Source organism: Gordonia hydrophobica NBRC 16057, assembly GCF_001592365.1.
In the GTDB taxonomy this organism is placed as follows: domain Bacteria; phylum Actinomycetota; class Actinomycetes; order Mycobacteriales; family Mycobacteriaceae; genus Gordonia; species Gordonia hydrophobica.
Genome location: NZ_BCWU01000016.1, coordinates 1 through 23009, shown reverse-complemented (window position 1 = coordinate 23009; position 23009 = coordinate 1). Strand labels below are relative to the sequence as shown.

The following is a 23009-nucleotide window of genomic DNA, read 5'->3' as shown; positions in this document are numbered from 1 at the left end:
TTTCCGGGACTGTTAAAGTTTCACCCGTGGGCGTCCGTCGTCGGACGCCCGGGTCATTTTTCCGAGCCGACCGCCAATGCACGATGCGGCTGTGCGTCGTCGACGCGCGCCCACCGATACTGCGGTGCAATAGGAGGAGTTAGTGCTTTCCCCCCTCGTGGCGACCTTCAGGACGCCCGACCTGAGGAAGAAGATCTTCTACGCCCTCGGTATCCTCGTGCTCTACCGGATCGGCACGACGCTGCCGTCGCCCGGCGTGGACTTCCGCGAGATCAACCGCTGCGTGGACGCTGCGAGCCAGGGCGACTCGGGCCAGATCTATTCGCTGATCAACATGTTCTCCGGCGGCGCACTGCTGCAGCTGTCGGTGTTCGCGATCGGCATCATGCCGTACATCACGGCCAGCATCATCGTTCAGCTGCTCACCGTCGTCATTCCGCGGTTCGAGCAGCTGCGTAAGGAAGGCCAGTCCGGCCAGAACAAGATGACGCAGTACACCCGCTACCTCACGGTGGCGCTGGCACTGCTTCAGTCGACGGGCATCGTCGCTCTCGCCGCCACGGGCAACCTCCTGCCCTCCAGCGGTGAGGACTGCAACCCCGAGCAGATCCTCCAGGACACGTCGATCATCGGCCTGTCGATCATCGTCCTGACCATGACCGCGGGCGCGACCATCGTCATGTGGTTCGGTGAGCTCATCACTGAGCGCGGCATCGGCAACGGCATGTCGCTGCTGATCTTCGTCGGCATCGCCGCCCGCATCCCGGCTGAGGGACGCACCATCTTGCAGCAGCGCGGTGGCCTGGTCTTCGGCATCATGTGCGCTGCGATCGTCGTGATCCTGGTCGCCGTCGTGTTCATCGAGCAGGGCATGCGACGCGTCCCGGTCCAGTACGCCAAACGCATGGTCGGCCGGAAGATGTACGGCGGATCGTCGACGTACATGCCGATCAAGGTCAACACCGCGGGCGTCATCCCGGTCATCTTCGCGTCGTCGCTGCTGTACATCCCGCAGCTGATCCTGCAGTTGACCGGCGGTCAGAACGCCGACGGTGAGACTTCGGGCTGGAAGTTGTGGCTGGAATCGAACCTGATCAACCCGTCGAGCTGGTTCCACATCGCGTTCTACTTCCTGCTCATCATCTTCTTCACATACTTCTACGTCGCCGTCACCTTCAACCCGGAGGAGCGCGCGGACGACATGAAGCGGTACGGCGGCTTCATCCCGGGCATCCGCCCCGGTCAGCCGACGGCCGACTACCTGAGCTACGTGCTCAGCCGGATCACGCTGCCCGGGTCGTTCTACTTGGGCATCATCTCGATCCTCCCGAACCTGTTCCTGGATATGAGCAGTGGCAGCGGCCAGAACATTCCGTTCGGCGGTACGGCATTGCTGATTATCGTGGTCGTCGGCCTCGACACCATCAAGCAAGTGAACAGCCAGTTGATGCAACGCAAGTACGAAGGGTTCCTGAAGTGAGACTCGTCATCCTCGGACCGCCCGGAGCGGGCAAAGGCACGCAAGCCGAATTGATGTCGGAAGCCCTGGGCATTCCGCACATCTCGACCGGCGACCTGTTCCGCGCCAACATCTCCCAAGGCACCCCCATCGGTGTCGAGGCCAAGAAGTACCTCGACGCGGGCAATCTGGTGCCGCCGGAGATCACCGTCAACATGGTCCGCGATCGCGTCGCGGAGCCGGATGCGGCGAAGGGTTTCATCCTCGACGGCTTCCCCCGCTCCACCGAGCAGGCCGTCGCCCTCGAGGGCATCCTCGAGGACCTGAAGACGGCGCTCGACGGCGTGCTGTCGTTCAAGGTCGACACCGAGGTCGTCGTGGAGCGCATGCTCGCCCGCGGTCGCGGCGACGACACCGAGGACGTGATCCGCAACCGCATGTCGGTCTACGAGGCCGAGACGGCTCCGCTGCTGACTCACTACGCCGATCAGGTCACCGAGATCGACGCCGTCGGCACCGTTGACGAGGTTCACCAACGCGTGCTGCGCGCACTCGGCAAAGCCTGAGCGAGTTGGCTTTTCGTAAACCGAAGCCGGTTCCGTTCAAATCGGCGGGCGAACTCGACGCGATGGCGGCCGCGGGTGCCATCGTCGGGCGCGCGCTCGTCGCCGTGCGTGACGCGGCCAAAGTCGGGGTCAGCACGCTGGAACTGGACGCGGTCGCCGAAGCGGTGATCCGCGACGCGGGCGCGGTGCCGTCGTTCAAGGGCTACCACGGCTTTCCCGGATCCATCTGCAGCTCGGTCAACGAGGTCGTGGTGCACGGCATCCCGTCCAAGGATGTGGTGCTCGCCGAGGGCGACCTGGTCTCGATCGACTGCGGCGCCATCCTCGACGGCTGGCACGGCGACTCTGCGTGGACGTTCGGCGTCGGCGAGCTGGCGCAGGCCGACGCCGAGCTCAGTGAGGCGACGCGGCTGTCGATGGAAGCCGGGATCGCCGCGATGGTGCCGGACAACCGGCTCACCGACGTCTCGCATGCGATCGAGACCGGGACCCGTGCCGCGGGCAAGCAGTTCGGCCGCACCTTCGGCATCGTGGACGGGTACGGCGGACACGGCATCGGTCGCGAGATGCACATGGAGCCGTTCCTCGCCAACGAGGGCAAGCCCAATCGCGGGCCGCTCCTGGTGATCGGGTCGACGCTGGCGATCGAGCCGATGCTGACGCTCGGCACCGAAGACACCACCGTGCTGGCCGACGACTGGACGGTCGTCACCGACGACGGTTCGCGGTCGGCTCACTGGGAGCACACCGTCGCCGTCACCGCGGACGGACCGCGCATCCTGACTCCGCGCCCGTAGCTTGACGCTCTCGACCCCGATCGGCCAGATGGCCGGTCGGGGTCGAGTGCGTTGTGGCGACGCTTTCGGCGTGCGGGCCGTGCCGCGCGGCCCGAAAGCATACGATGCACCCAAGCGGCGATCGGCGCGGCGACACGAAGCGAGAAGGGATGGGCCACAAGGCATGAGCGATGAGGCGGACAACGGATCGACCGGCGCACGGTTTCAGTGGCGACACTGGCTCGCGGTGTCCGGAGCGGCCGTCGTCGTGATCGCGGTGGTCGTGGCGGTCTTTCTCGTGGTCAAAGACGCCGACGAGCCGAGCAGCGGAGACGAGGCGGACCAGCGGGCGGTGGAAGCCGTGTACCACCGGTTCGCGAACGCCGTGCAGTCGTCCGACGTCGCCGCCGCCGGCATCTGCGCAGACCGTTCGGAGCCGAAGGACACGCTGACGCGGACCGCGGGCATGCTCGGCGGCATCGGGACGGCGGGCAGCACCATTCGGGTGAACATCGCGTCGGTGACCGTGACCGGCGATGTCGCCCACGTCGACGGATCGCTCAACACCATGGGCACCAATGTGGCGATGCCGCTGGAGGTTCGTCGCATCGACGACGCCTGGTGCGTGTGGTCTTAGGCGGTCGCCTCCGCGCGTGATCTCACAGGTTCGAGTGCGGCGGCCGGGCGCCAACGCAGCGCGCCGACGACCAGCACCGCGGCGGTGAGCCACACGTAGCTGTTCCCGACCAGATGCTGCCACCACACCCAGGTCAGTTCGGCGTCGTGCCGGGCCGGCAACAGCCAGTGCGGTCCGACGGCGAAGACGACCAGACCGAGGGCCCACGTCGCGGTGAGCGCCGGACCGAATCGGTGGGAGACGACGGCGTACCCGGCGACCATCAGGGCGGGCGCCGCCCACACCCAGTGGTGCGACCAGCTGACCGGAGAGATCAAGAGCACCACGGCGGCATTGACCAGGAGTGCGACGACGCTCTCGGAACGGCCCGTCAGGAGCCGATGCATCCAGACGGCCGCGACGGCGACCACCAGGATCGACAGTCCCAACCACAGCAGCGTCGACGCGGATTCGCTGAGGCCGAAGCGGAAGACGGCGCCCTTGATGGACTGATTGCCTGCGAAATACGGGGCACCGATGCGGCCGGTCTCGCGGAGGGTGTGGAACCAGTACTGCACGGAGTCCGACGGGGAGATCAGCCAGGCCAGACCGATGGAGCCGAGGGTCCCCACCAGCAGCCAGCCGACGGCTCGCCAGTCGCGGCGGAGGACGAAGTACAGGAGGAAGCCCGCAGGCGTCAGCTTGATGGACACCGCGATGCCGATCAGGAGACCGCGCGGCCAACGGCGATGGCGGCACAGGACGTCGACGACGACCAGGGCCATCAGCAGCACGTTGACCTGTCCGAAGCTCAGATTCTCGCGAACCGGCTCGAGGAACGAGAAGACGCTCGTCAATGCGATGACGATCGCCAGGCGCAGTGTGGCATCCGTCCGCGGGGCGATCCGGCCCAGGATCAGCCACAGGCTCAGTGCGAGCGCGGCCAGCGTGGCCGCGAACATCGCGATGTCGGCGACGGTCACCGGCATCATCGCAAACGGGGTGAACGCCATGGCGGCCAGCGGGGGATAGGTGAACGGCAGGTGCGTTCCGTCGACGGCGGGCATCGCGCCGTAGAGCGGATGGCCGTCGAGCAGCACGCGGGCACCAGTCCGGTACACGTGCAGGTCCAGATAGCCGTGCCAGATGTGCAGCAGCACACCGGCGGTCGTGGTGACGGCCAGCAGGACCGTTGCGGCGAGAAGAAGAAGGCGAGCCCGGCGGGACGATCTGGTCACGGCAAACGGGTTCGACACTGCGTCAGCCTAGCAATGCGGAGCCGCGGGCTCGGGGCGCCGGTCCGGCGGAGGTCGTCGTGCACCGGGCGACGACCCCGCGGGGTGTGCTCACACGTCCACGATCATCGTGACGGGGCCGTCGTTGACGAGCTCGACGTGCATATGGGCGCCGAACTGTCCGGTGGCGACGGTGGCGCCGAGTGCCCGGAGTTCGGCGACGACCGCGTCGACGAGCGGTTCGGCGACCGGTCCCGGGGCGGCCGCGTTCCACGACGGACGACGGCCCTTGTCGGTGTTGGCGTAGAGCGTGAACTGACTGATCACCAGGATCGGAGCGTCAACGTCGGCCGCCGAGACCTCACGACGGTCGCCCTCGCCGTCGAGGATGCGCAACCGCCAGATCTTGTCGGCGAGCTTCCTGGCTCCCTGCGCGTCGTCGTCGTGCGTGACGCCGATCAGCGCGACGATGCCGAGGCGGCCGTCGGGCAGGTGGAGTTCCCCCACCACCTCGTCGTCGACCGTGACCGACGCGGAACTGACTCGCTGAAGAACGGCTCGCATACCGGTGAGGTTAGACGGTGACCGAACCGGCGCCGCCCGGCACCTGCGGCGCGTCGAACAGTCGACGGCGGTCTCGCTCCGGGTCGACGCGGACCAGGACGGCCAGGCCCGCGGTCAGCAGGAGGCCGGCACAGATCACGAACACCGTGTGATAGCCGTCCGCCTGCACCGCAGCGTTGTCGATGAGGCGACCGGCGACGGTCGGCGCCACCATTCCGGCCACGCCGAACACGGCGCAGAAGACGCCCAGCACCGTTCCCCGCTGCGTCACCGGCGTGATCTCGGCGATCGCTGCTGTCGCGGCCGGGAAGATCGTCGTGTACAACACGAACGCGGGCAGCATCAGTGCGAGTTGCATGATCCCGCCGGTGTTCGCGAAGCCGAACATCGCGACGGCGGCGATTGCCATGGCGGCTGCGGGGACTCCCGACCGCGACCACCGGCTGGAGACGCCGCGCACCAGCAGTCGCCGCGACAGCGCACCCTGGGCGAACATGGCGACGGCGCCGGTCGCCGCCACCGCGGCGATGAGGTTGCCGGTGGTGACCGTGCTCATGCCGCGGACCGACTCCAGATACGTCGGCAGCCAGGTGGACAGGATCGCCATCACGAAATAGCAGGCGAATCCCGCGAACGCGAGGAACAGCCAGGTGGGCGAGGTGAAGATGCGGCGGTAGGGGACTCGTTCCGGAACGGATTCGGCGGCGGGATCCGTTCCGTCGGACGGGGGATCGTCCGTTCGCGCGACGTCGTACGGTCCTTCCCTGCCGACGAGGAGCCAGAGCACCGTCCACGCCAGACCGGCGATGCCGAGAACCCCGAAGCACCACCGCCAACCCCAATGAACCTGCACGAACGCCATCACCGGCGCTGCGATCAGGACGCCGAGGGACGACGAACCCAGGACGATCGCGTTCGGCAGGTCGCGCTTCTCGTCGGGGAACCACTTCATCACCGCGTGCAGAGCCACCGGCGACGCCGGCCCCTCGGCCATGCCGAGCACCACTCGGGAGGCCAGCAGGACCGTGAACGATGCGGCGCCCATCACCGGGAACTGCACGAGCGCCCACACCAGCGCCATCGCCATCAGCATCCACCGGGTCTGGATGCGGTCGACCAGGATGCCGCCGACGAGTGTCGCGACGCTGAACAGGAAGAAGAACGAGCTCGCGATGAGGCCGTACTGCGAGGGGCTCAGGCCCAGGTCGTCCATGAGTGCGCGCGAGGTGAGTCCGAGCACGGATTTGTCGCCCCAGTTGATCACCATGAAGAGCGCGAGCGCTGCGGTGATGAGCCACGCTCGGCCGGTGGAATAGCCGGGCGGCGCGGTTTCCGGGACGGTCGTCGCCGCGGGGGTGAGGGTGTCGGTCATCGGCGTCTCCTGCTGTCAGCGCGGCAGGTCGCCGGCGACGGTGACGCGTTCCATGACGCGACGCTGCGGAAAGTAGTCGTTGACCGCGTAGTGCTGGGTTGCGCGGTTGTCCCAGATCACGACGGAGTTCGGCGCCCACTGAAAGCGCACCTGGTATTCGGGGGTCCGTGCCTGGAACATCAGGTAGTCGAGGAGAGCGTCCCCGTCGGCCTTCGGCAGCCCGACGATCTCGGTCGTGAAGGGTTCGTTGACGTAGAGCAGTTTGCGGCCGGTCTCCGGGTGCGTGCGGACGATCGGATGCGCGATCGGCGGGTACTTCGCCGACATGACGGCGATCTGCTCGGCGGTCATCGCCTGCCCCCACGACTTGGTGTAGGTGTGAATCGCGGTGAGGCCGTCGATCTGCTCCTTCACTGATTCGGGGAGGTTGTCGTAGGCGGCTGCCATATCGGCCCACAGCGTGTCGCCGCCCGCCGCCGGGATCTCGACGGCCCGAAGAATCGAGGCCATCGACGGATCGGATCGGAACGAGGTGTCGCTGTGCCACACGTTCTCCATGCCGATGGCCATATCGCCCTTCGCGAGGCGAGAGATGCCGTCGACCTCCGCGGTGGGGAAGAAGTCATTCACCTCCACCGGTCCCCAGCGGTGGGCGAGATCGATGTGCTGTGAACCAGTCAGGTTCTGGTCGCGGAAGAACAGCACCTTGTACTCGAGGAGGGCGCGGTGCAGATCCGCGTGCACCTGGTCGTCGACGTGGCCGAGGTCGATGCCGTGCACGACGGCGCCGATGGTCGGGTTCACCGGGGTGAGGTCGAATCGAGTGTAGACCTGAGGTTCTTCGAGGTGCTCGGCAGTGCGTCGCAGGAACCTGGCGCCGAGATGCAGTCGCGGGTAGGCGGTCGTGCCCGCGGTGTGGATGGCAAGGGACGGGGAGGCGATCTGTGTTGTCATACTTCGATTGTGGTGTCGGACACGACCTCTCCCGACTGTGACCTACACCAGGACTTCCCGTCGCCTATTGGGCTATTGCACAATCAATGCATGGAGACCTCGACCGAACTGAGTGGGACGCCGCCGACGGGAGTGGCCTCGATCATCGATGCGGTGAGCCTGCGGATCGGCCGAGTGGCGCAGCAGATCACCTCTACCGAGGCCGCGCAGGCATTACCCGCGGAGATGCTCGACTCCGAACTGGTCTCGATCGGCCACCGTATGCTGCCGATCTCGCTGCGGTGCCTGCGGACCGGCGGCACGCCGACCGAGAACGAACTGCAGGTGGTGCGCGAGCGCGCCGAACAGCGGGCTCGGGAAGGCGTTCCGCTCCCGCTGGTGCTCGCCCTGTGGAGTCGCGCCTCGGAATTCCTCCACGCCGAGTGCCGGGCCGCCGCCGTCGCCGATCATGACGTTGCGGCCTTCGCCTGGATCAGTGCGGCCGGCTTTCGGCTTCACGAAGTGTTCGTCGCGGAACTGGTGGAGGCCTATCAACGCGAACTCGCCGTGCAGTCCGACGAGGCGACCGGCGGACCGCACTTCGTGGGGAGGCTCCTGCTTCTCGGCCACGATCCGCGGGCCGACGCCGAGCGGCTGAACGTCAAGCTCGACACCAGTTACCACGTGCTCGCGGTGCGGTTGGAGAAGTCGCCGGGCGAGTTGACCGCGGAGGCGTCGGCCCGCGAGGTGGCCGGCCGCCGCAAACTTCACCGTGTCCAGCGATTGTTCCGTCCGGGAGGTGGCCCGGCGATGCTCGGGCTGCTCGACCGCGACGGCGGGACGGTGTTGGTTCCGACGTCGCACTATCCGACGGACGGCGGCGACGCGGGTCTGCACAGGTTGGTTGCGGCGATCGAAGCGGCCGCGGGCGCGGCGACGTCCGCGGCGGTCGTCGAATCGGTCGATCGGGGCGCGGTGGTGGAGGCGGCGGCCCAGGCGCAGGAGGTGCTCCAGGTGGCGCTCGCGCTCGGCCGCCCCGCCGGTCTGCACCGATTGGACGATGTCGCCGTCGCCTACCAGTTGAGTCGGCCGGGGCCCGCAGCCGACCGCTTGGCGGAGACGCTCGCGCCGATCCGGGATCAGCCCGATCTGCTCCGGACCCTGCGTACCTACCTCGACTGCGACCTGGATCGGTTGCGCGCTGCGCGGACTCTGGACGTTCACCCGAACACGGTGAACAACCGGCTCAACCGCATCGAGAGCCTGTGCGGCGTCAGTCCGTTCCGGACGGCCGGAATCGTCGCGCTGTACGCGGCGATCACCTCGATGGCGGTCGACGCCTGAGTGCCGATGCGGAGCGGGGAATAGGGCGAGGCGAGACCCGGTTGCACCGACCATGACCGACAGTGGCAAGGCAGTACATGTTCAGCGGTTCGGCAGGCACGGCGCGTGGGGAGGATTCAGTCAGTTCTCGCCGGAGAACGCTCGCGCGATCGAGCGACTCGGATTCGGCGCCATCTGGATGGGCGGCTCGCCGGCGCATCTGCGGCCGGTCCGCACGATTCTTGAAGCCACCGAGGACATCACCGTCGCCACCGGCATCGTGAACATCTGGAACACCGATCCGGCGACGATCGCCGCAGAATTCGCCGATCTCGAGCGCGACTTCCCCGGCCGGTTCTACCTGGGCATCGGAGCGGGACACCCGGAGGCGACCGCCGAGTACACCTCGCCCTACCAGGCCGTCCGGCACTATCTCGACGTGCTCGACGACGCCGGTGTCCCGGTGAACCGACGCGTTCTCGCGGCGCTCGGGCCCCGCATGCTCCGGCTGTCCGCGGAGCGCGCGCTCGGAGCGCACCCGTACCTGACGACGCCGGCGCACACCGCCATCGCCCGCGAGGCACTGGGCGACGAGGCGCTGCTGGCGCCCGAGCACAAGGTGGTCGTCAACTCCGATCCACAGGCCGCACGCGCCGTCGGCCGCCCGCCCGTGGACCGGCCGTATCTGCATCTGCGCAATTACACGTCGAACCTGAAGCGGCTCGGCTACACCGACGCCGACATCGCCGACGGCGGCAGCGACGCACTGATCGATGCACTGGTGGCGCACGGTGACGCGACGTCGGTGCGGGCGCAGGTCGACGAGCATCTCGCGGCGGGCGCCGATCACGTCGCGGTGCAGGTCCTCGGTTCGGCGGACATCGCGGTGGAACTCGGGGCGATCATCGACGCACAGTGACATCGACGGAGGCAGCGCCCCAGTGCGGCCGAGTGCCACGCGCGGGGCGATGCATCGCAGTCCGCTCGGTTCAGAGCAATTCGAAGACGACGTCGACGGTGGCCGACACCTGTTGTTCGCCCGCCTCGACGGGCATCGCGGCGGTGTAGGCGACCATGCGGGGAGCGGGACCGCCGCCCGCGGCACCTTCGCGGATGGAGATCACCGGGCCCAGCCGAACGCCCGCCAGACGCGCGTACTGCGTGGCGCGGTCCCGGGCGTCGGCGAACGCGGCGTCGCGGGCCGCGGCGAGCGGCGCGGACGGATCGTCGACGACCAGTGAGACGCCGTGGACGCGGAGGTCGTCGCCTCCGGCATGGACCGCGGCAGTCAGGAGGTCGCCGGCCGTGTCGAGGTCGCGGACGGTGGCGGTGAGCATGGTGGTGGCCTCGTAGCCGACGATTCGCGGCTCGTCGCCGCTGCTGTATCGCGGATGCACCGACACCTGGGATGTCGCGAGATCGCTGCGGGCGATGCCCGCAGTCGTCAGGGCGTCGATCACCGAGCGCATCGATCTGCCGGTGCGGTCCATCGCCGTCGCGACGTCCGACTCGGTCGCGGCGGCGCCGATCTCGAGGCGCATCACATCGGGGACGGCGGACGCCCGCCCGGATCCGGTGACGCCGACGGTGCGGTCGAGGCTCATAGGTTGTCCACGGAGTCGCGGGCGATGAGCGCCGTGAGCCAGCCGACCACCGAGACGACGATCGCGCCGAAGATCGCCGACCAGAAGAAGTCGTCGACGACGAGACCGTGATCGAAGACGTTGTGCGTCAGCCAACTGGTGATCTCCAGCATCAGTGCATTGATGATGATGTGAATCAGCCCCAGGGTCAGGATGTACAGCGGGATCGACAGGATCTGGACGATGGGCTTGATGAAGCCGTTCACCAGACCGAACACGACGGCCACCAGTAAGACGATGCCGACCTGCCCCCACCAACTGGTCACGTCGCCGAACTCGAATTCGACGCCGGGAACGATCAGGGCGGCGATCCACAGAGCAAGGCCCGTCAGTCCGCTTCGGACGATGAATGCGCGCATGCGTCCAGTCTGTCACGAAGGTTTGGAACAACGCCCGACTTGGCGTAGGCTTGAACGTCGGTGCGTCGTGCGGTCACGCATGCCTGCGCCCGATGCTTTCCGCATCGGACTCAGGCGGCCGTTCGTACCGCCACCGTAGCGGATAGACGAAGCAGAAGTCGGTAGACACGGAAAGCCGGGTCGCCGGAGAATCGCGGAGGATATGGCGAAGAAAGATGGGGCCATTGAGGTCGAGGGTCGTGTGATCGAGCCTCTGCCCAATGCGATGTTCCGCATTGAGCTGGAGAACGGACACAAGGTCCTTGCTCACATCAGTGGCAAGATGCGGCAGCACTACATCCGCATTCTGCCCGAGGATCGCGTTGTCGTGGAGCTCTCGCCCTACGACCTCGCGCGCGGACGCATCGTCTACCGGTACAAGTAACCCTCGTGCGGGCGGTTCCGGGGCGACGCGTCGCTTCGTGCTGTCCGGGCACATGGCACTTGCCACAAGAAGATAAAGGGAGAAGCTGACGTGAAGGTCAAGCCGAGCGTCAAGCCGATCTGCGAGAAGTGCAAGGTGATCCGCCGTAACGGACGGGTCATGGTGATCTGCGACAACCTGCGTCACAAGCAGCGTCAGGGCTGATCAGCTTCTTCAAGGTCGCTTGAAGACACACAACTGAAGATCGATAGAAGAACTCCCAGAACCAGCGATCGCAGACGCGCGGTCGCCGACCCCCGGTTCAGAGGCCGGGGCCTGGCGCAGAGTCCAGGACGGACTGGGAGCAGACCTCTGAGCAGGTAAGGAATCGCCACATGGCACGTGTTGCAGGTGTGGATCTCCCCCGCGAGAAGCGGCTGGAGATCGCGCTCACCTACATCTTCGGAGTGGGTCGGACCACTTCGAAGGAAATCATCGCAGCGACCGGACTCTCGGCCGATCTGCGCGCCAAGGATCTGACCGACGCTGACGTCGCGAAGCTCCGCGAGTACATCGAGGCCTCGGTCAAGGTGGAGGGCGACCTGCGCCGCGAGGTGCAGGCCGACATCCGTCGCAAGATCGAGATCGGCTGCTATCAGGGTCTGCGCCACCGTCGCGGCCTGCCGGTCCACGGTCAGCGCACCAAGACCAATGCCCGTACTCGTAAGGGCCCGAAGAAGACCATCGCCGGGAAGAAGAAGTAATGCCACCCAAGTCACGTAGCGCTGGCCCGAAGAAGGGCACCCGTCGTCGCGACAAGAAGAACGTCCCGCTGGGCCACGCCCACATCAAGTCGACGTTCAACAACACCATCGTTTCGATCACCGACCCCGAGGGCAACGTGATCAGCTGGGCCTCCTCCGGCCACGTCGGCTTCAAGGGCTCGCGCAAGAGCACTCCGTTCGCCGCGCAGCTCGCCGCCGAGAACGCTGCCCGCAAGGCGCAGGAGAACGGCGTCAAGAAGGTCGATGTTTTCGTCAAGGGACCGGGCTCGGGTCGTGAGACCGCCATCCGGTCGCTGCAGGCAGCCGGCCTCGAGGTCGGCACCATTTCCGACGTGACCCCGCAGCCGCACAACGGCTGCCGTCCGCCCAAGCGGCGCCGGGTCTAGCGGGAAAGGGAGGAAGAAGGAACTATGGCTCGTTATACCGGCCCCGCAACTAAGAAGTCCCGTCGCCTTCGCGTCGACCTGATCGGCGGCGACCAGGCGTTCGAGAAGCGTCCCTACCCGCCCGGCCAGCACGGTCGCGCGCGGATCAAGGAGACCGAGTACCTGCTCCAGCTGCAGGAGAAGCAGAAGGCTCGCTTCACCTACGGCGTCATGGAGAAGCAGTTCCGTCGCTACTACGAGGAAGCCAACCGTCGCTCGGGCAAGACCGGTGACGTGCTGCTGCAGATCCTCGAGTCGCGTCTGGACAACGTCGTCTACCGCGCCGGACTGGCTCGGACCCGTCGTCAGGCTCGCCAGATGGTCAGCCACGGCCACTTCACCGTGAACGGCGTTCGCGTGGATGTGCCCAGCTACCGCGTCAGCCAGTACGACATCATCGACGTTCGCCCGAAGTCGTTGCAGACCACGCCGTTCCAGATCGCCAAGGAGACCCTCGGCGACCGTCCGGCACCGGCATGGCTGCAGGTGGTTCCGTCGACGCTGCGTATCCTCGTGCACTCGCTGCCCGAGCGTGAGCAGATCGTCGTGCCGCTCACCGAGCAGCTCATCGTCGAGTTCTACTCCAAGTAAACCCACGGGGCTCCGCCCCCGTGTTCCCCGTACTACCCGCGTTGGTGCGTTATGGACGACCTCGCGTCGTTGCGTTTCGCACTTGCGTGTCTGGCCGGGGGAGACTACGAGTAGCACTGCGAAAACTACTGAGCAACAACAGTTGCTCGGTCCGCCTCGAAGCCGTCAAATAGCGGACGGTCGAAGGAGAATCCCACCACATGCTCATCTCACAGCGACCTGGTCTGTCCGAAGAGGTCATCGCCGAGAACCGCTCGAAGTTCACCATCGAACCCCTCGAGCCGGGCTTCGGTTACACCCTGGGCAACTCGCTGCGGCGCACGCTGCTGTCGTCCATCCCGGGCGCGGCAGTCACCAGCATCCGCATCGACGGAGTCCTGCACGAGTTCACCACCGTCCCGGGCGTGAAGGAAGATGTCACCGACATCATCCTGAACCTCAAGGGCCTCGTGGTCAGCTCGGAAGAGGACGAGCCGGTCACCATGTACGTCCGCAAGCAGGGGCCGGGCGCAGTCACCGGTGCTGACATCGTTCCGCCTGCCGGCGTCACGGTGCACAACCCGGACCTGCACATCGCGACCCTCAACGACAAGGGCAAGCTCGAGATCGAGCTCGTCGTCGAGCGGGGCCGCGGCTACGTGCCCGCCGTGCAGAACAAGGCCACCGGTGCCGAGATCGGCCGCATCCCGGTCGACTCGATCTACTCGCCGGTCCTCAAGGTGACCTACAAGGTCGAGGCCACCCGTGTCGAGCAGCGCACCGACTTCGATCGTCTGGTGCTCGACGTGGAGACCAAGAACTCCATGACCGCGCGTGACGCCCTGGCGTCGGCCGGCAAGACCCTGGTCGAACTCTTCGGCCTGGCTCGGGAGCTCAACGTCGAGGCCGAGGGCATCGAGATCGGTCCGTCTCCGCAGGAGGCAGACCACATCGCCGCGTTCAGCCTGCCGATCGAGGATCTGGAGCTGACCGTCCGTTCGTACAACTGCCTCAAGCGCGAGGGTGTGCACACCGTCGGCGAGCTGGTTGCCCGCACGGAGTCGGATCTGCTCGACATCCGCAACTTCGGCCAGAAGTCGATCGACGAAGTCAAGGTGAAGCTGCACAGCCTGGGTCTGGCCCTCAAGGACAGCCCGGCCACCTTCGACCCGTCGCAGGTCGCCGGGTACGACCCGGCCACCGGCACCTGGTCCGATGATGCGTCGTTCGACAATGATGGTGGCGAGGATTACGCCGAGACCGAGCAGCTGTAGCGCTCGCTAAGAACCACCTCGGTTCCTGTGCGCCAAGCGTTCAGCGAGCCGCTGTGCCAACGGACTTCCGGTCGCGAGATCGTGAGTCCCTCCTAGGAGAAAGACATGCCCAAGCCCACCAAGGGTGCCCGCCTCGGCGGGTCGGCCAGCCACCAGAAGGCGATCCTGGCGAACCTCGCCACGGCGCTCTTCGAGCACGGTCGAATCACCACCACCGAAGCCAAGGCCAAGCGGCTCCGCCCGTACGCCGAGAAGCTGATCACGCACGCCAAAGCCGGCGAGCTGGCGAACCGTCGCGAGGTCATGAAGGACATCCGCGACAAGGACATCGTGCATGCCCTGTTCGCCGAGATCGGTCCGCACTTCGCTGATCGCAACGGCGGCTACACCCGCATCATCAAGACCCTGCCGCGCAAGGGCGACAACGCCCCCATGGCTGTGATCGAACTGGTGCAGGAGAAGACCGCATCGTCGGAGGCCAACCGTGCCACCCGCGCGGCTGCGTCGAAGGCCAAGGCCGCCGAAGAGGCTGCCCCGGCCGACGAGGCCGTCGAGGAGACCGCTGTCGAGGAGACTGCCGCCGAGGAGACCGCTGAGGTCGCCGAGGACGCCGCCACCGAGGCCGCTGCTGACGACTCGGCCGACGAGGCCAAGTAGCCGATTCCGCGCCGGGCTCCGGTAGTCCGTCGCGGACGGTCTGACGTCATGACGACACAACCCGCCCTCATCACCGATGAGGGCGGGTTGTGTCGTCTTCGTCTGGTGATCGGCTACGACGGCACCGACTTCTCCGGTTGGGCCACCCAGCCGGGACGACGAACCGTCTGCGAGACCCTGGAACAGACCCTCGGGACCGTGCTCCGTGCGCCCGTTCGCCTCACCGTCGCCGGCCGCACCGACGCCGGGGTCCACGCGTCCGGGCAAGTGGCGCACTGTGATGTTCCGCTGGCGTCGCTGCAGGCCCGATCCATCGACGGAGACCCCGCCCGGCTGGTCCGGCGACTGGCGAAGATGCTCCCCGACGACGTCCGGGTAAAACGGATCGACGCGGTCTCCGCCGACTTCGACGCGCGGTTCTCCGCACTCGCGCGCACCTACGAATACCGCTTGACCGACGCCCCGTGGGGCGCCGAGCCGACGCTGGCTCGCAGCACGGCGGACTGGCCGCGGCAGTTGGACGTCGAGGCGATGAACCGAGCGGCCGCCGGCCTCGTGGGGCTGCACGACTTCGCCGCCTTCTGCCGACGCCGCGAGGGCGCGACCACGATCCGCGAACTGCAACAATTCTCCTGGCGCCGCGAGGGCGAGGTGGTGATCGGAACCGTGGTCGCCGACGCCTTCTGCTGGTCGATGGTGCGGTCGCTGGTCGGTGCGGTCGCCTCCGTCGGCGACGGTCGACGCAGCCTCGCGTGGTGCACCGACCTGCTGACGGAACGTACGCGGTCGGCGTCGGTGCCCGTCGCGCAGGCACGCGGGCTGTCGTTGCAGCACGTCGCGTATCCACCGGCGGAGGAGTGGGCGGCGCGCAGCACGCTCACTCGCGACCGCCGGGATGCGTCGGACCTCGAGTGCGAGGCACCGTCGAGCGACGACTGATCGGCGGATCCAGGGGCGATTCCCGGTGCTGGTCGCGGCAGAGCGGTGAAGCAGCCAGAATGCTGGTGACCGGAAGCTGTCCCCGACTCGTCCCGAGGAGGAACCTGCGTTGATGCCCTTGCAAGAGATGTCGGACCGTCTGGAGATCCAGGACCTGCTGGCCCGCTACAGTCATGCGATCGATGAACGTCGGTGGGATGCGCTCGACGCGGTCTTCACCCCCGACGCGCACATCGACTACACCGCTGCCGGCGGCATCAAAGGCAGTTTCGGCGAGGTCAAAGCATGGCTGGCGGAGGTGCTGCCCGCGTTCGCCGTGACCCAGCACCTCGCGGCGACCACCCGGCTCGACCTGCACGGCGACACCGCCGACGCGCGCACCATCCTCTTCAACCCCATGGTCTCGCACGACGAGCAGGGCGGTGAGCACACCCTGTTCGTCGGACTCTGGTACCGCGACGATCTGGTCCGAACCAGCGACGGTTGGCGGATCGCGCAGCGCGTGGAGGAGAAAGGGTACATGACGGCGCTGTGAGCGTCAGGCGTCCGCGTCAGTCGTGCGAGCACGCTCGCGCCGCGGCGGGCCGCCGAACTCGTCGGCGATCGTCGCCGCGATCTCGACGAACGACCGGCGCGTGTGCTTGCCGAGCAGTTCCAGATCGATCTCCGCGCCTTCGGCGAGATGGTCGTCGAAGCCGATGGTGTGGACCGCCCGGCAGCGCGTCAGAAAGTGCTGGGAGAGCTGATCGACGTCGATCGTCGACGACCCGGGGCGCGCGGAACTGAGCACGACCACCGCACCGCCGATGAGATGGCCGTATCCGTGTCCGGTAAGCCAATCGAGGGTCGCTCCGGCGCTGCGCGCGCCGTCGAGCGCGGGTGAGGACACGAGCACCAAGGCGTCGGCGGTGTCGAGGACGCCGCGCATCGACGAATGGGACATGCCGGTCCCGCAGTCCGTCAGGATGATGTTGTAGAAGCGCTGCAGGACGTCCAACACGCCGCGATACTCGGTCTCGCTGAACGCTTCAGCCGCCGCGGGATCGCGCTCGGACGCGAGCACCTCCAGTCGGCTCGGCGCCTGCGAGGTGTGTGCGCGGACGTCGGAGTAGCGGTGGACGGCGTCGTCGGCCAGCAGATCACGCACGGTGGACGCCGTCTGCTGCGGAACACGCTGGGCCAGGGTGCCGAGATCGGGGTTCGCGTCGACCGCGATCACTCGATCGCCGCGCAACGACGCGAAGGTGGACCCGAGGCCGATGGTCGTGGTGGTCTTCCCGACACCGCCCTTCAACGAGAGAACGGCCACCCGGTAGTCACCGCGGACCGGGCGGCGGAGGCGATCCAGGAGTTGCTGATATTCGATCTCCGCCGGCGATTCTCCGGGGTTGATGGCGCCGGCAGACAACGCATGCACCGCGCGCCGCCAGCCGCGGGCGGGAGCGCGCCTGGCCTTTCGGAGGATCGCGACCTGATCCAGCGCAGGCCCGTTCGGGGGTTGGGGCCCGTGCTGCGCGTGTGAATACTGCGGCGGCGGAGCGTAGTGCGCGGGCGTCGGTGGCGCCGGGGCGGCGATCGCCGGTTCGGGCGCCAGGCCGACGATCGCAGACAGGTCGATGTCCGCGCTGGGCGCTGCGGTGTCGGGTGCGACGAGCCACGGCGGTGCGTCGGAGAGATGGGTCTGCGGCTTCATTCGGGTCCCCTCGGGTCGGTGCCGCGTGCGTCGCGGCATTGAGGGGGAAGGCTAGGTGACCGCGGGCGCGACACGCCCGACAACGCAGTGATGGAACCGAACTCGTTTCCGCTGCGTCTAAGTCCCATGGCAGCACAGAAGAAGCAATCCGTTCCGGTGATCGGCGACGACGGTCTGACGTCGGTCTCCTCGAAGACGGGAACCATCCGGGTGACGTGCACGGCGGCCGGGCTCCCGGTGCGAATGACGATCGCCGCGGCCGCCGCGCGTCGCAGGCCCGAATCGTTGGCGCGCGAGATCCTGGCATTGTGTCGGCTCGCCGGAACCGCGGCAGGCGTCCGGACCCGGGGCGACCTCGGTGGGCAGGGCCTCGACGACGAGACCCTGGGACTGCTGGGACTGCCGTCACGCCGGGATCTGGTCGCCGCCGAGGCCGCCGCCGACGCCTGCGGACGGAGTCGCCGATGACCACCGAGATGGATGCGGTCCACGACCGTGCGCAGCGGCAACTCGGCGCGCTCGAGGACGTGCACCGACAACTGCAGGACCTGCGCGCCGTCGGGACCGGCGACCACGGACGCGTCCGTGTGGAGGTGGACGGCAACGGCACGCTGCTCGACCTGCAGTTGTCGCCCGGCGCGGGCGGCGGCAAGGGCTCACGGCTCGCGGAGGAGATCGTCGGCGCCTCGGTCCGCGCGGCGATCGAGGTCTTCGGTCGGCGGGCGCAGATCATGCAGGACTTCTGCGGTGAGTTCGAGGCCTTGACCGACACCAGCGGCGTGTCGATGGAACCGAATCGCGCTCCGGTGCGTCCAATCTCATGACACCGGATCAGCAATCACAGGGGGACAAGTGAATCAGATGATGCTGCAGCCGCATGCGGTGCAGACCTTCGGCGCGACAGCGGCCGCGCTCGGCACGGCCACCGCGACGGTCGGGGCCATCGACGCCGCCGCAGTCGGTACCGCGGTGACGACGGTGTTCGGGCTGATCGGGCAGGAGTTCGCGGTGGCGTACTCGATCGCCCAGGCCAATCACCTCCGAGCCGTCGGCCAGCTGGCCGCGGCGCATGCCGCGACGGCCGCCGCAGCCGCCGCAGGACTGGCGTCGTTCACCGGCGCCGATGCTGCGGGCGCCGGCGGAATCGGGGCCTGATGAACTGCCCGGACCAGGTCGGCGTCGACGGAGCGCCCAGCACGCTGGGCGGGGAATCACTGCCTGCACCGTCGCCTGCGCCGGCGCCCTGGACGCTGCCCGAACTACCCGATCTGGCCGCGCTGCTGGACCTTCCGCCGCTGCCGGTGCTGCCGACCGTGGATCCGACGCTCTTGCTCAAACCGATCACCGATCTGCTCGGCGTCTTCGGGACCGGCGCCTTGGGAGCAGCACCCGGCGGGGATCCGGCCGTCGCGCATCAGCAGATCGCGCAGGTGCTGGAAGACGGAGTCGGCACCCTGCTGAGGGCCGCGCAGTCGCTCGACGGCAGTTGGCTGGGACAGGCGGCGACGTCGGCGATCACCGCGGCCACGCGGACCGCGGGCGAGTCCGGTGTCGTGGCGGCGCAGGGCACCGGGATGTCGGTGAATCTGCAGGCAGCGGCGGCGGTCGTCGCGGCGGGTGCGCTGGAGTTGCAGGGCGTCGTGGTGAAGACCACGGGACTGCTGTCGGCGGCGATGCCTGCGATCGCGACGCCGCCGGGACAGATCGCCGCTTTGGCGATCGCCGCGGAGGGGCTCGCGGAAGGGCTCGCAGTGGTGAGTGCGACCCGCGCCCAACTGATCGCTCCCACCGCGCAGATGACCGCCACCGGCGCTCCGGTATCGGTCACCGGGGTGCCCGGCGCCGACGGCTTCGGCACGGCGGCGAAGCTCTTGGAGTCCGTGGTACCGCTGGTCCAGGCAGGTGCGCAGTTCGCGACGTCGTTGCTCGCGGGCGTCGCACCGGGCGACGGTGTGCCGGTGACCGATCCGTCGACGAGCGACCAGCCGACCTCGACGACACCTGTGGCAACCACGTGCCCCGCGACCTGTGACAAGACCACGGCGACCAACGGAGCGACGAATACTGCGGCGACCGGCACGACGGCAGGCACCCGGCCGAGCGGTGCCGCTCCCGTGGTGAAGGCCGCCTCCACGGTGTCGTCCGTCCCGGCGACCCCCGGCGTCTCCGCACCGGCACCGGCGCCGCTGGCCGACTGCCCCACGACCACCAACGCGTCCACCGTTCCCGCGGCGACCACCAGTTCCGCCGCACCGCAGATGACTGCCGTCGGCGCCGACACCGCGATGCCGATGGCGCCGCTCGCCGCGACCGGAGCCCGACCGTCGGACACCGCTCGGCCGATCACCGTGACACCTGCGGCGACGGCTCCGTCCGACCAGCCCGTTGAAGCCGAGTGGCTCACCCGCATGACCGCCGAATCGCTCGATCTCGACGTCGCGCTCGCACTCGGCATCGGCGACCAAGACCTCGCCGGATCAGCGTGATCCGGCACCGCAGAGGAACACCAACGAAAGGACCGTGCAATGCAGGGAGTGAGAGTCGATGTAGCGGCCGGCCAGGCGTCGGCCGCGTCGATCAAGGGCGTCGTCGATGAGATGCAACGGATCATCACCCAGATCCAGAAGTCCGCGGTCAGCGGCAAATCCGGATGGGACGGCAAAGCGTCGACCGCCTTCGAGAGCAGTCACACCGACTGGCACGCCGTCGCGGTGCGACTGCAGACGGCGCTCGACGAGATCGAGGCGAAGCTGACGGCCGGGTTCCGCGGCTACGACGACGAGGACGTCACGGTCGCCACGCTGCTCAACGGGCTTACGACGTAGTCGGCAGCCCGGCGAATCCAGACACCACAACACCTCAAAGGGGGACGACATGAGCGGTGGGCTCATCCGTTACGACTTCGCCAACCTCGGCACGCTCTCGGGCGACATCCGCGGGCAGTTCCAGCGACTCGAGGAACTGTCCGGCCAACTCAAGCGCCAGGTGGCGGCGCTCGCCGTGCACTGGGACTCCGGCGGCGCAGGCGCCTACCAACAGGCGCAGGCCAACTGGGACCGGGTCTTCCTCGACGCCCGCACCCGGCTCGATTCGCTGGGCGTCGGCGTCTCGAAGGCCGCGAACCACATGCGCGACACGGACATCCGCGTGGGGAAGACCTTCACCGCGTGACCCGGTGACCAGCAGAGGCGGTGGGGTCGAGCCTGTGCTCGCCCACCGCCTCTCCGGTGAACCACCGATCGTCAAGCGCCGGTGTGCCCCTGCAGCAGTTCGGCGAACGGGGTCACCGTGCCGAGATCGTTCGCGCCGCCCGAACGGCGGGGACGATCGTCGGTGTCGGTGGGTCCGCCGAATCCGGCGACCGCCGAGGTGTCGACCAACCGCTGGGCCAACTCGCTCGCCGCACGTCGAATACGACTGCCGAGTTCGCCGGTACCGAAATCCTCGGTCGCCGCGAACACCGCGGTCGGGACGACGTCCGCGCGCAAGTACGCCATCAACGGCCGCACCGCATGATCGAGGACCAGGCTGTGCCGCGGAGTGCCCGCCGTCGCGGCGATCACCATCGGCACCCCGGTTAATGCATCGGGATCGAGCACGTCGAAGAACATCTTGAACAGTCCGCTGTACGACGCGGTGAAGATCGGCGTCACCGCGACGATGCCGTCCGCGGACGCCACCAGATCACGGGCGGCCGCCACCTCGGCGGGCGCCACACCGGAGGTGACCGTCGTCGCCAGCGATGCGGCGAGCGGCGCCAACTCGAGGACGTCGACGTCCACCGACTCGCCGCGGGCGGTCACCCCGGCTCCGACGGCGTCGGCGAGCTGATCGGCCAGCAAGCGTGTCGACGACGGGCTGGAGACGCCCGCGCTGATCACCAGAAGTCTGCGTGCCATCGTCAGTTCCCTTCCGCGCCTGCGCCGACCAGCTCTTCGGCGGGTGTCACCAGACGGTGCTTGGCGTTGTCGACCAGACTCGTGTGGCTGGGCGGATCGGACGGGACGTGCGCCGGACGACGTCGCTCGAACTCGGCGCGCAACACCGGCACCACTTCCTTGCCGAGGATCTCGACCTGCTCCAGGACCTGCTCGCGCGGCAGCCCCGCGTGGTCGATCAAGAACAGCTGGCGCTGGTAGTCGCCCGCATAGTCGGCGAACGACAGCGTCTTCTCGATCACCATCTCCGGGGTGCCCACCGTCAACGGTGTCATCTCGGTGAAGTCCTCCATCGACGGGCCGTGACCGTACACGGGAGCGTTGTCGAAGTACGGACGGAACAGTCGCTTGGCCTCGGCCTCGGTCTCGGCCATGAAGACCTGTCCACCGAGTCCGACGATCGCCTGATCGGCGGAACCGTGGCCGTAGTGCTCGTACCGCCGGCGGTACAACGTCACCATCTGCTCGGTGTGCTCCTTGTTCCAGAAGATGTTGTTGTGGAAGAAGCCGTCGCCATAGAAGGCGGCCTGCTCGGCGATCTCCGGCGACCGGATGGACCCGTGCCACACGAACGGGGGAGTGTCATCGAGGGGCGCGGGCGTCGACGTGTATCCCTGGAGCGGGGTGCGGAACTTGCCCTGCCAGTCGATGTTCTGCTCACGCCACAGCCGACGCAGCAGGTGGTAGTTCTCGATCGCCAGCGGGATGCCCTGCCGGATGTCCTTGCCGAACCACGGGTACACCGGACCGGTGTTGCCGCGGCCGAGCGTCAGGTCGACGCGACCACCCGACAGATGCTGCAGCATCGCGAAGTCTTCCGCGATCTTCACCGGATCGTTGGTGGTGATCAGCGTGGTGGCCGTCGTCAACTGCAGCTTCTCGGTCTTGGCCGCGATCCACCCGAGCATCGTCGTCGGCGAGCTCGGCACGAACGGCGGGTTGTGGTGCTCGCCGGTCGCGAAGACGTCGAGGCCCACCTCCTCGGCCTTCAGCGCGATGGCCGTCATCATCTCGAGACGGTCGTGCTCGCTGATCGTCGTGCCTGTGGTGGGGTCGGTCGTCACGTCGCCGACAGTGAAAATGCCGAACTGCATCGCTGGCTCCTTGTGTGTGTCTGACCGCTCCCGCGGCTGTCGACGAGTATAACCGGACCGTGGTCCGTTTCATTCCCTGGGGTGTGGGTGGGTGTGTTTTCCGTTCGCTGTTCGCTGTGTCGCTGGTGTCCGTCGGGGTGTGGTCGGCCGGGCCGAAATGCCGGCTCCGCAGTCCTCACTCCTCGCCCTGGGGCTCGTCGCTGCGGAGAGGTCGCCGGTCATTTCGGCCCGGCCGACCACACCCCGACTCGTTCCGCATCGTTCGGTCGGTGTCGTTCGGTCGGTGTCGCCCCCATCCCTGGTGCGCTTGTGCTTGGTGTTTGATTTTCGGTGGCCGTCGCTGCTCATGTCCGTCCGGTTTCTCCTGCGAGTACGTGGCCACGAT

General features: G+C 67.7%; 30 protein-coding genes. 21 read left to right on the top strand and 9 right to left on the bottom strand.

Going from position 1 to position 23009, the window contains the following annotated elements; translation table 11 throughout:
* The first annotated feature begins 142 nt into the window (after positions 1 to 142).
* The 4 genes from secY (at position 143) to GH2_RS19765 (ending at position 3438) form a co-directional block, all read left to right on the top strand.
* Positions 143 to 1480 carry a preprotein translocase subunit SecY gene (gene secY / locus GH2_RS19780; protein WP_066172093.1) on the top strand — a complete coding sequence of 446 codons (1338 nt, stop codon included), beginning with the start codon at positions 143 to 145 and terminating at the stop codon, positions 1478 to 1480.
* On the top strand, positions 1477 to 2025 hold the full coding sequence (locus tag GH2_RS19775; RefSeq protein ID WP_066172092.1) for an adenylate kinase: 549 nt from the start codon (positions 1477 to 1479) through the stop codon (positions 2023 to 2025). Before secY ends, GH2_RS19775 begins: the two co-directional genes overlap by 4 nt.
* Positions 2026 to 2030: 5 nt before the next feature.
* A complete protein-coding gene (gene map / locus GH2_RS19770; protein WP_066172091.1) occupies positions 2031 to 2822 on the top strand; it encodes a type I methionyl aminopeptidase in 792 nt (263 codons plus the stop codon).
* Between the two features lie 163 nt (positions 2823 to 2985).
* A complete protein-coding gene (locus GH2_RS19765) occupies positions 2986 to 3438 on the top strand; it encodes a hypothetical protein (RefSeq protein ID WP_066172090.1) in 453 nt (150 codons plus the stop codon).
* Here GH2_RS19765 and GH2_RS19760 read toward each other — a convergent pair.
* From GH2_RS19760 to GH2_RS19745, 4 genes are all read right to left on the bottom strand, one after another.
* Entirely contained in the window at positions 3435 to 4673 is a 1239-nt protein-coding gene (locus GH2_RS19760; RefSeq protein ID WP_084247652.1) for a glycosyltransferase 87 family protein, read from the bottom strand. The genes GH2_RS19765 and GH2_RS19760 overlap by 4 nt on opposite strands.
* Positions 4674 to 4763: 90 nt before the next feature.
* Positions 4764 to 5216 carry a D-aminoacyl-tRNA deacylase gene (dtd, locus tag GH2_RS19755; protein ID WP_066172089.1) on the bottom strand — a complete coding sequence of 151 codons (453 nt, stop codon included), beginning with the start codon at positions 5214 to 5216 and terminating at the stop codon, positions 4764 to 4766.
* A 10-nt stretch (positions 5217 to 5226) separates the two neighbouring features.
* Entirely contained in the window at positions 5227 to 6588 is a 1362-nt protein-coding gene (locus GH2_RS19750; RefSeq protein ID WP_066172088.1) for an MFS transporter, read from the bottom strand.
* A 15-nt stretch (positions 6589 to 6603) separates the two neighbouring features.
* A complete protein-coding gene (locus GH2_RS19745; RefSeq protein ID WP_084247651.1) occupies positions 6604 to 7542 on the bottom strand; it encodes a TauD/TfdA dioxygenase family protein in 939 nt (312 codons plus the stop codon).
* Between the two features lie 90 nt (positions 7543 to 7632).
* Between GH2_RS19745 and GH2_RS19740 the strand changes: the two genes are divergently transcribed.
* Both GH2_RS19740 and GH2_RS19735 read left to right on the top strand, forming a co-directional pair.
* Positions 7633 to 8865, top strand: a complete 1233-nt coding sequence (locus GH2_RS19740; protein ID WP_157086162.1) for a PucR family transcriptional regulator — start codon at positions 7633 to 7635, stop codon at positions 8863 to 8865.
* Positions 8866 to 8917: 52 nt separating this feature from the next.
* Positions 8918 to 9763, top strand: coding sequence for an LLM class F420-dependent oxidoreductase (locus GH2_RS19735; protein ID WP_066172086.1), 846 nt, complete (start codon positions 8918 to 8920; stop codon positions 9761 to 9763).
* Positions 9764 to 9833: 70 nt separating this feature from the next.
* On the opposite strand, the gene GH2_RS19730 is transcribed toward GH2_RS19735, so the two are convergent.
* Together GH2_RS19730 and GH2_RS19725 are read right to left on the bottom strand one after the other, a co-directional pair.
* Positions 9834 to 10448 (bottom strand): SIMPL domain-containing protein, encoded by a 615-nt coding sequence (locus GH2_RS19730; RefSeq protein ID WP_066172085.1) that lies wholly within the window; start codon positions 10446 to 10448, stop codon positions 9834 to 9836.
* Complete coding sequence (locus GH2_RS19725; protein ID WP_066172084.1) at positions 10445 to 10846, bottom strand: phage holin family protein; 402 nt, start codon at positions 10844 to 10846, stop codon at positions 10445 to 10447. The genes GH2_RS19730 and GH2_RS19725 overlap by 4 nt, the downstream gene beginning before the upstream one ends.
* 202 nt (positions 10847 to 11048) lie before the next feature.
* Between GH2_RS19725 and infA the strand changes: the two genes are divergently transcribed.
* The 9 genes from infA (at position 11049) to GH2_RS19680 (ending at position 16434) form a co-directional block, all read left to right on the top strand.
* Complete coding sequence (gene infA, locus GH2_RS19720) at positions 11049 to 11270, top strand: translation initiation factor IF-1 (RefSeq protein ID WP_004023539.1); 222 nt, start codon at positions 11049 to 11051, stop codon at positions 11268 to 11270.
* 90 nt (positions 11271 to 11360) lie between these two features.
* Positions 11361 to 11474 (top strand): 50S ribosomal protein L36, encoded by a 114-nt coding sequence (rpmJ, locus tag GH2_RS19715; protein ID WP_009679193.1) that lies wholly within the window; start codon positions 11361 to 11363, stop codon positions 11472 to 11474.
* A 170-nt stretch (positions 11475 to 11644) separates the two neighbouring features.
* The gene (rpsM, locus tag GH2_RS19710) at positions 11645 to 12013 is read left to right on the top strand and encodes a 30S ribosomal protein S13 (RefSeq protein ID WP_066172083.1); all 369 of its coding nucleotides are present in this window, start codon (positions 11645 to 11647) and stop codon (positions 12011 to 12013) included.
* On the top strand, positions 12013 to 12420 hold the full coding sequence (rpsK, locus tag GH2_RS19705) for a 30S ribosomal protein S11 (RefSeq protein ID WP_006895581.1): 408 nt from the start codon (positions 12013 to 12015) through the stop codon (positions 12418 to 12420). Before rpsM ends, rpsK begins: the two co-directional genes overlap by 1 nt.
* A 24-nt stretch (positions 12421 to 12444) precedes the next feature.
* On the top strand, positions 12445 to 13050 hold the full coding sequence (rpsD, locus tag GH2_RS19700) for a 30S ribosomal protein S4 (RefSeq protein ID WP_066172082.1): 606 nt from the start codon (positions 12445 to 12447) through the stop codon (positions 13048 to 13050).
* A 200-nt stretch (positions 13051 to 13250) separates the two neighbouring features.
* Positions 13251 to 14303, top strand: coding sequence for a DNA-directed RNA polymerase subunit alpha (locus GH2_RS19695; RefSeq protein ID WP_066172081.1), 1053 nt, complete (start codon positions 13251 to 13253; stop codon positions 14301 to 14303).
* Between the two features lie 105 nt (positions 14304 to 14408).
* Positions 14409 to 14960 carry a 50S ribosomal protein L17 gene (gene rplQ / locus GH2_RS19690; RefSeq protein WP_066172080.1) on the top strand — a complete coding sequence of 184 codons (552 nt, stop codon included), beginning with the start codon at positions 14409 to 14411 and terminating at the stop codon, positions 14958 to 14960.
* A gap of 48 nt (positions 14961 to 15008) precedes the next feature.
* Entirely contained in the window at positions 15009 to 15899 is an 891-nt protein-coding gene (truA, locus tag GH2_RS19685; protein WP_066172079.1) for a tRNA pseudouridine(38-40) synthase TruA, read from the top strand.
* A 109-nt stretch (positions 15900 to 16008) separates the two neighbouring features.
* Positions 16009 to 16434 (top strand): nuclear transport factor 2 family protein, encoded by a 426-nt coding sequence (locus GH2_RS19680; RefSeq protein WP_066172078.1) that lies wholly within the window; start codon positions 16009 to 16011, stop codon positions 16432 to 16434.
* Positions 16435 to 16437: 3 nt separating this feature from the next.
* Here GH2_RS19680 and GH2_RS19675 read toward each other — a convergent pair whose 3' ends face one another.
* Positions 16438 to 17631, bottom strand: a complete 1194-nt coding sequence (locus tag GH2_RS19675) for a MinD/ParA family ATP-binding protein (RefSeq protein ID WP_372434607.1) — start codon at positions 17629 to 17631, stop codon at positions 16438 to 16440.
* A gap of 87 nt (positions 17632 to 17718) precedes the next feature.
* Between GH2_RS19675 and GH2_RS19670 the strand changes: the two genes are divergently transcribed.
* Genes GH2_RS19670 through GH2_RS19645 form a run of 6 tightly spaced genes read left to right on the top strand, consistent with a single transcriptional unit; the run spans position 17719 to position 20763 of the window.
* Positions 17719 to 18060 (top strand): hypothetical protein, encoded by a 342-nt coding sequence (locus GH2_RS19670; RefSeq protein WP_239589172.1) that lies wholly within the window; start codon positions 17719 to 17721, stop codon positions 18058 to 18060.
* Positions 18057 to 18416, top strand: a complete 360-nt coding sequence (locus GH2_RS19665) for a YbaB/EbfC family nucleoid-associated protein (RefSeq protein ID WP_066172076.1) — start codon at positions 18057 to 18059, stop codon at positions 18414 to 18416. Before GH2_RS19670 ends, GH2_RS19665 begins: the two co-directional genes overlap by 4 nt.
* A gap of 37 nt (positions 18417 to 18453) precedes the next feature.
* Positions 18454 to 18747: a hypothetical protein gene (locus tag GH2_RS19660; protein ID WP_157086168.1), complete on the top strand. Its 294-nt coding sequence runs from the start codon at positions 18454 to 18456 to the stop codon at positions 18745 to 18747.
* A complete protein-coding gene (locus GH2_RS19655) occupies positions 18747 to 20078 on the top strand; it encodes a hypothetical protein (RefSeq protein WP_066172074.1) in 1332 nt (443 codons plus the stop codon). The genes GH2_RS19660 and GH2_RS19655 overlap by 1 nt, the downstream gene beginning before the upstream one ends.
* A 39-nt stretch (positions 20079 to 20117) precedes the next feature.
* Positions 20118 to 20417, top strand: coding sequence for a WXG100 family type VII secretion target (locus GH2_RS19650; protein ID WP_066172073.1), 300 nt, complete (start codon positions 20118 to 20120; stop codon positions 20415 to 20417).
* A 49-nt stretch (positions 20418 to 20466) separates the two neighbouring features.
* Positions 20467 to 20763: a WXG100 family type VII secretion target gene (locus tag GH2_RS19645; RefSeq protein WP_066172072.1), complete on the top strand. Its 297-nt coding sequence runs from the start codon at positions 20467 to 20469 to the stop codon at positions 20761 to 20763.
* Between the two features lie 71 nt (positions 20764 to 20834).
* Here the strand turns inward: GH2_RS19645 and GH2_RS19640 are convergent, their stop codons facing one another.
* Both GH2_RS19640 and GH2_RS19635 read right to left on the bottom strand, forming a co-directional pair.
* Positions 20835 to 21491: a CE1759 family FMN reductase gene (locus GH2_RS19640; protein WP_066172071.1), complete on the bottom strand. Its 657-nt coding sequence runs from the start codon at positions 21489 to 21491 to the stop codon at positions 20835 to 20837.
* 2 nt (positions 21492 to 21493) lie between these two features.
* Positions 21494 to 22624, bottom strand: a complete 1131-nt coding sequence (locus GH2_RS19635; RefSeq protein ID WP_066172070.1) for a CE1758 family FMN-dependent luciferase-like monooxygenase — start codon at positions 22622 to 22624, stop codon at positions 21494 to 21496.
* Positions 22625 to 23009: the final 385 nt, after the last annotated feature.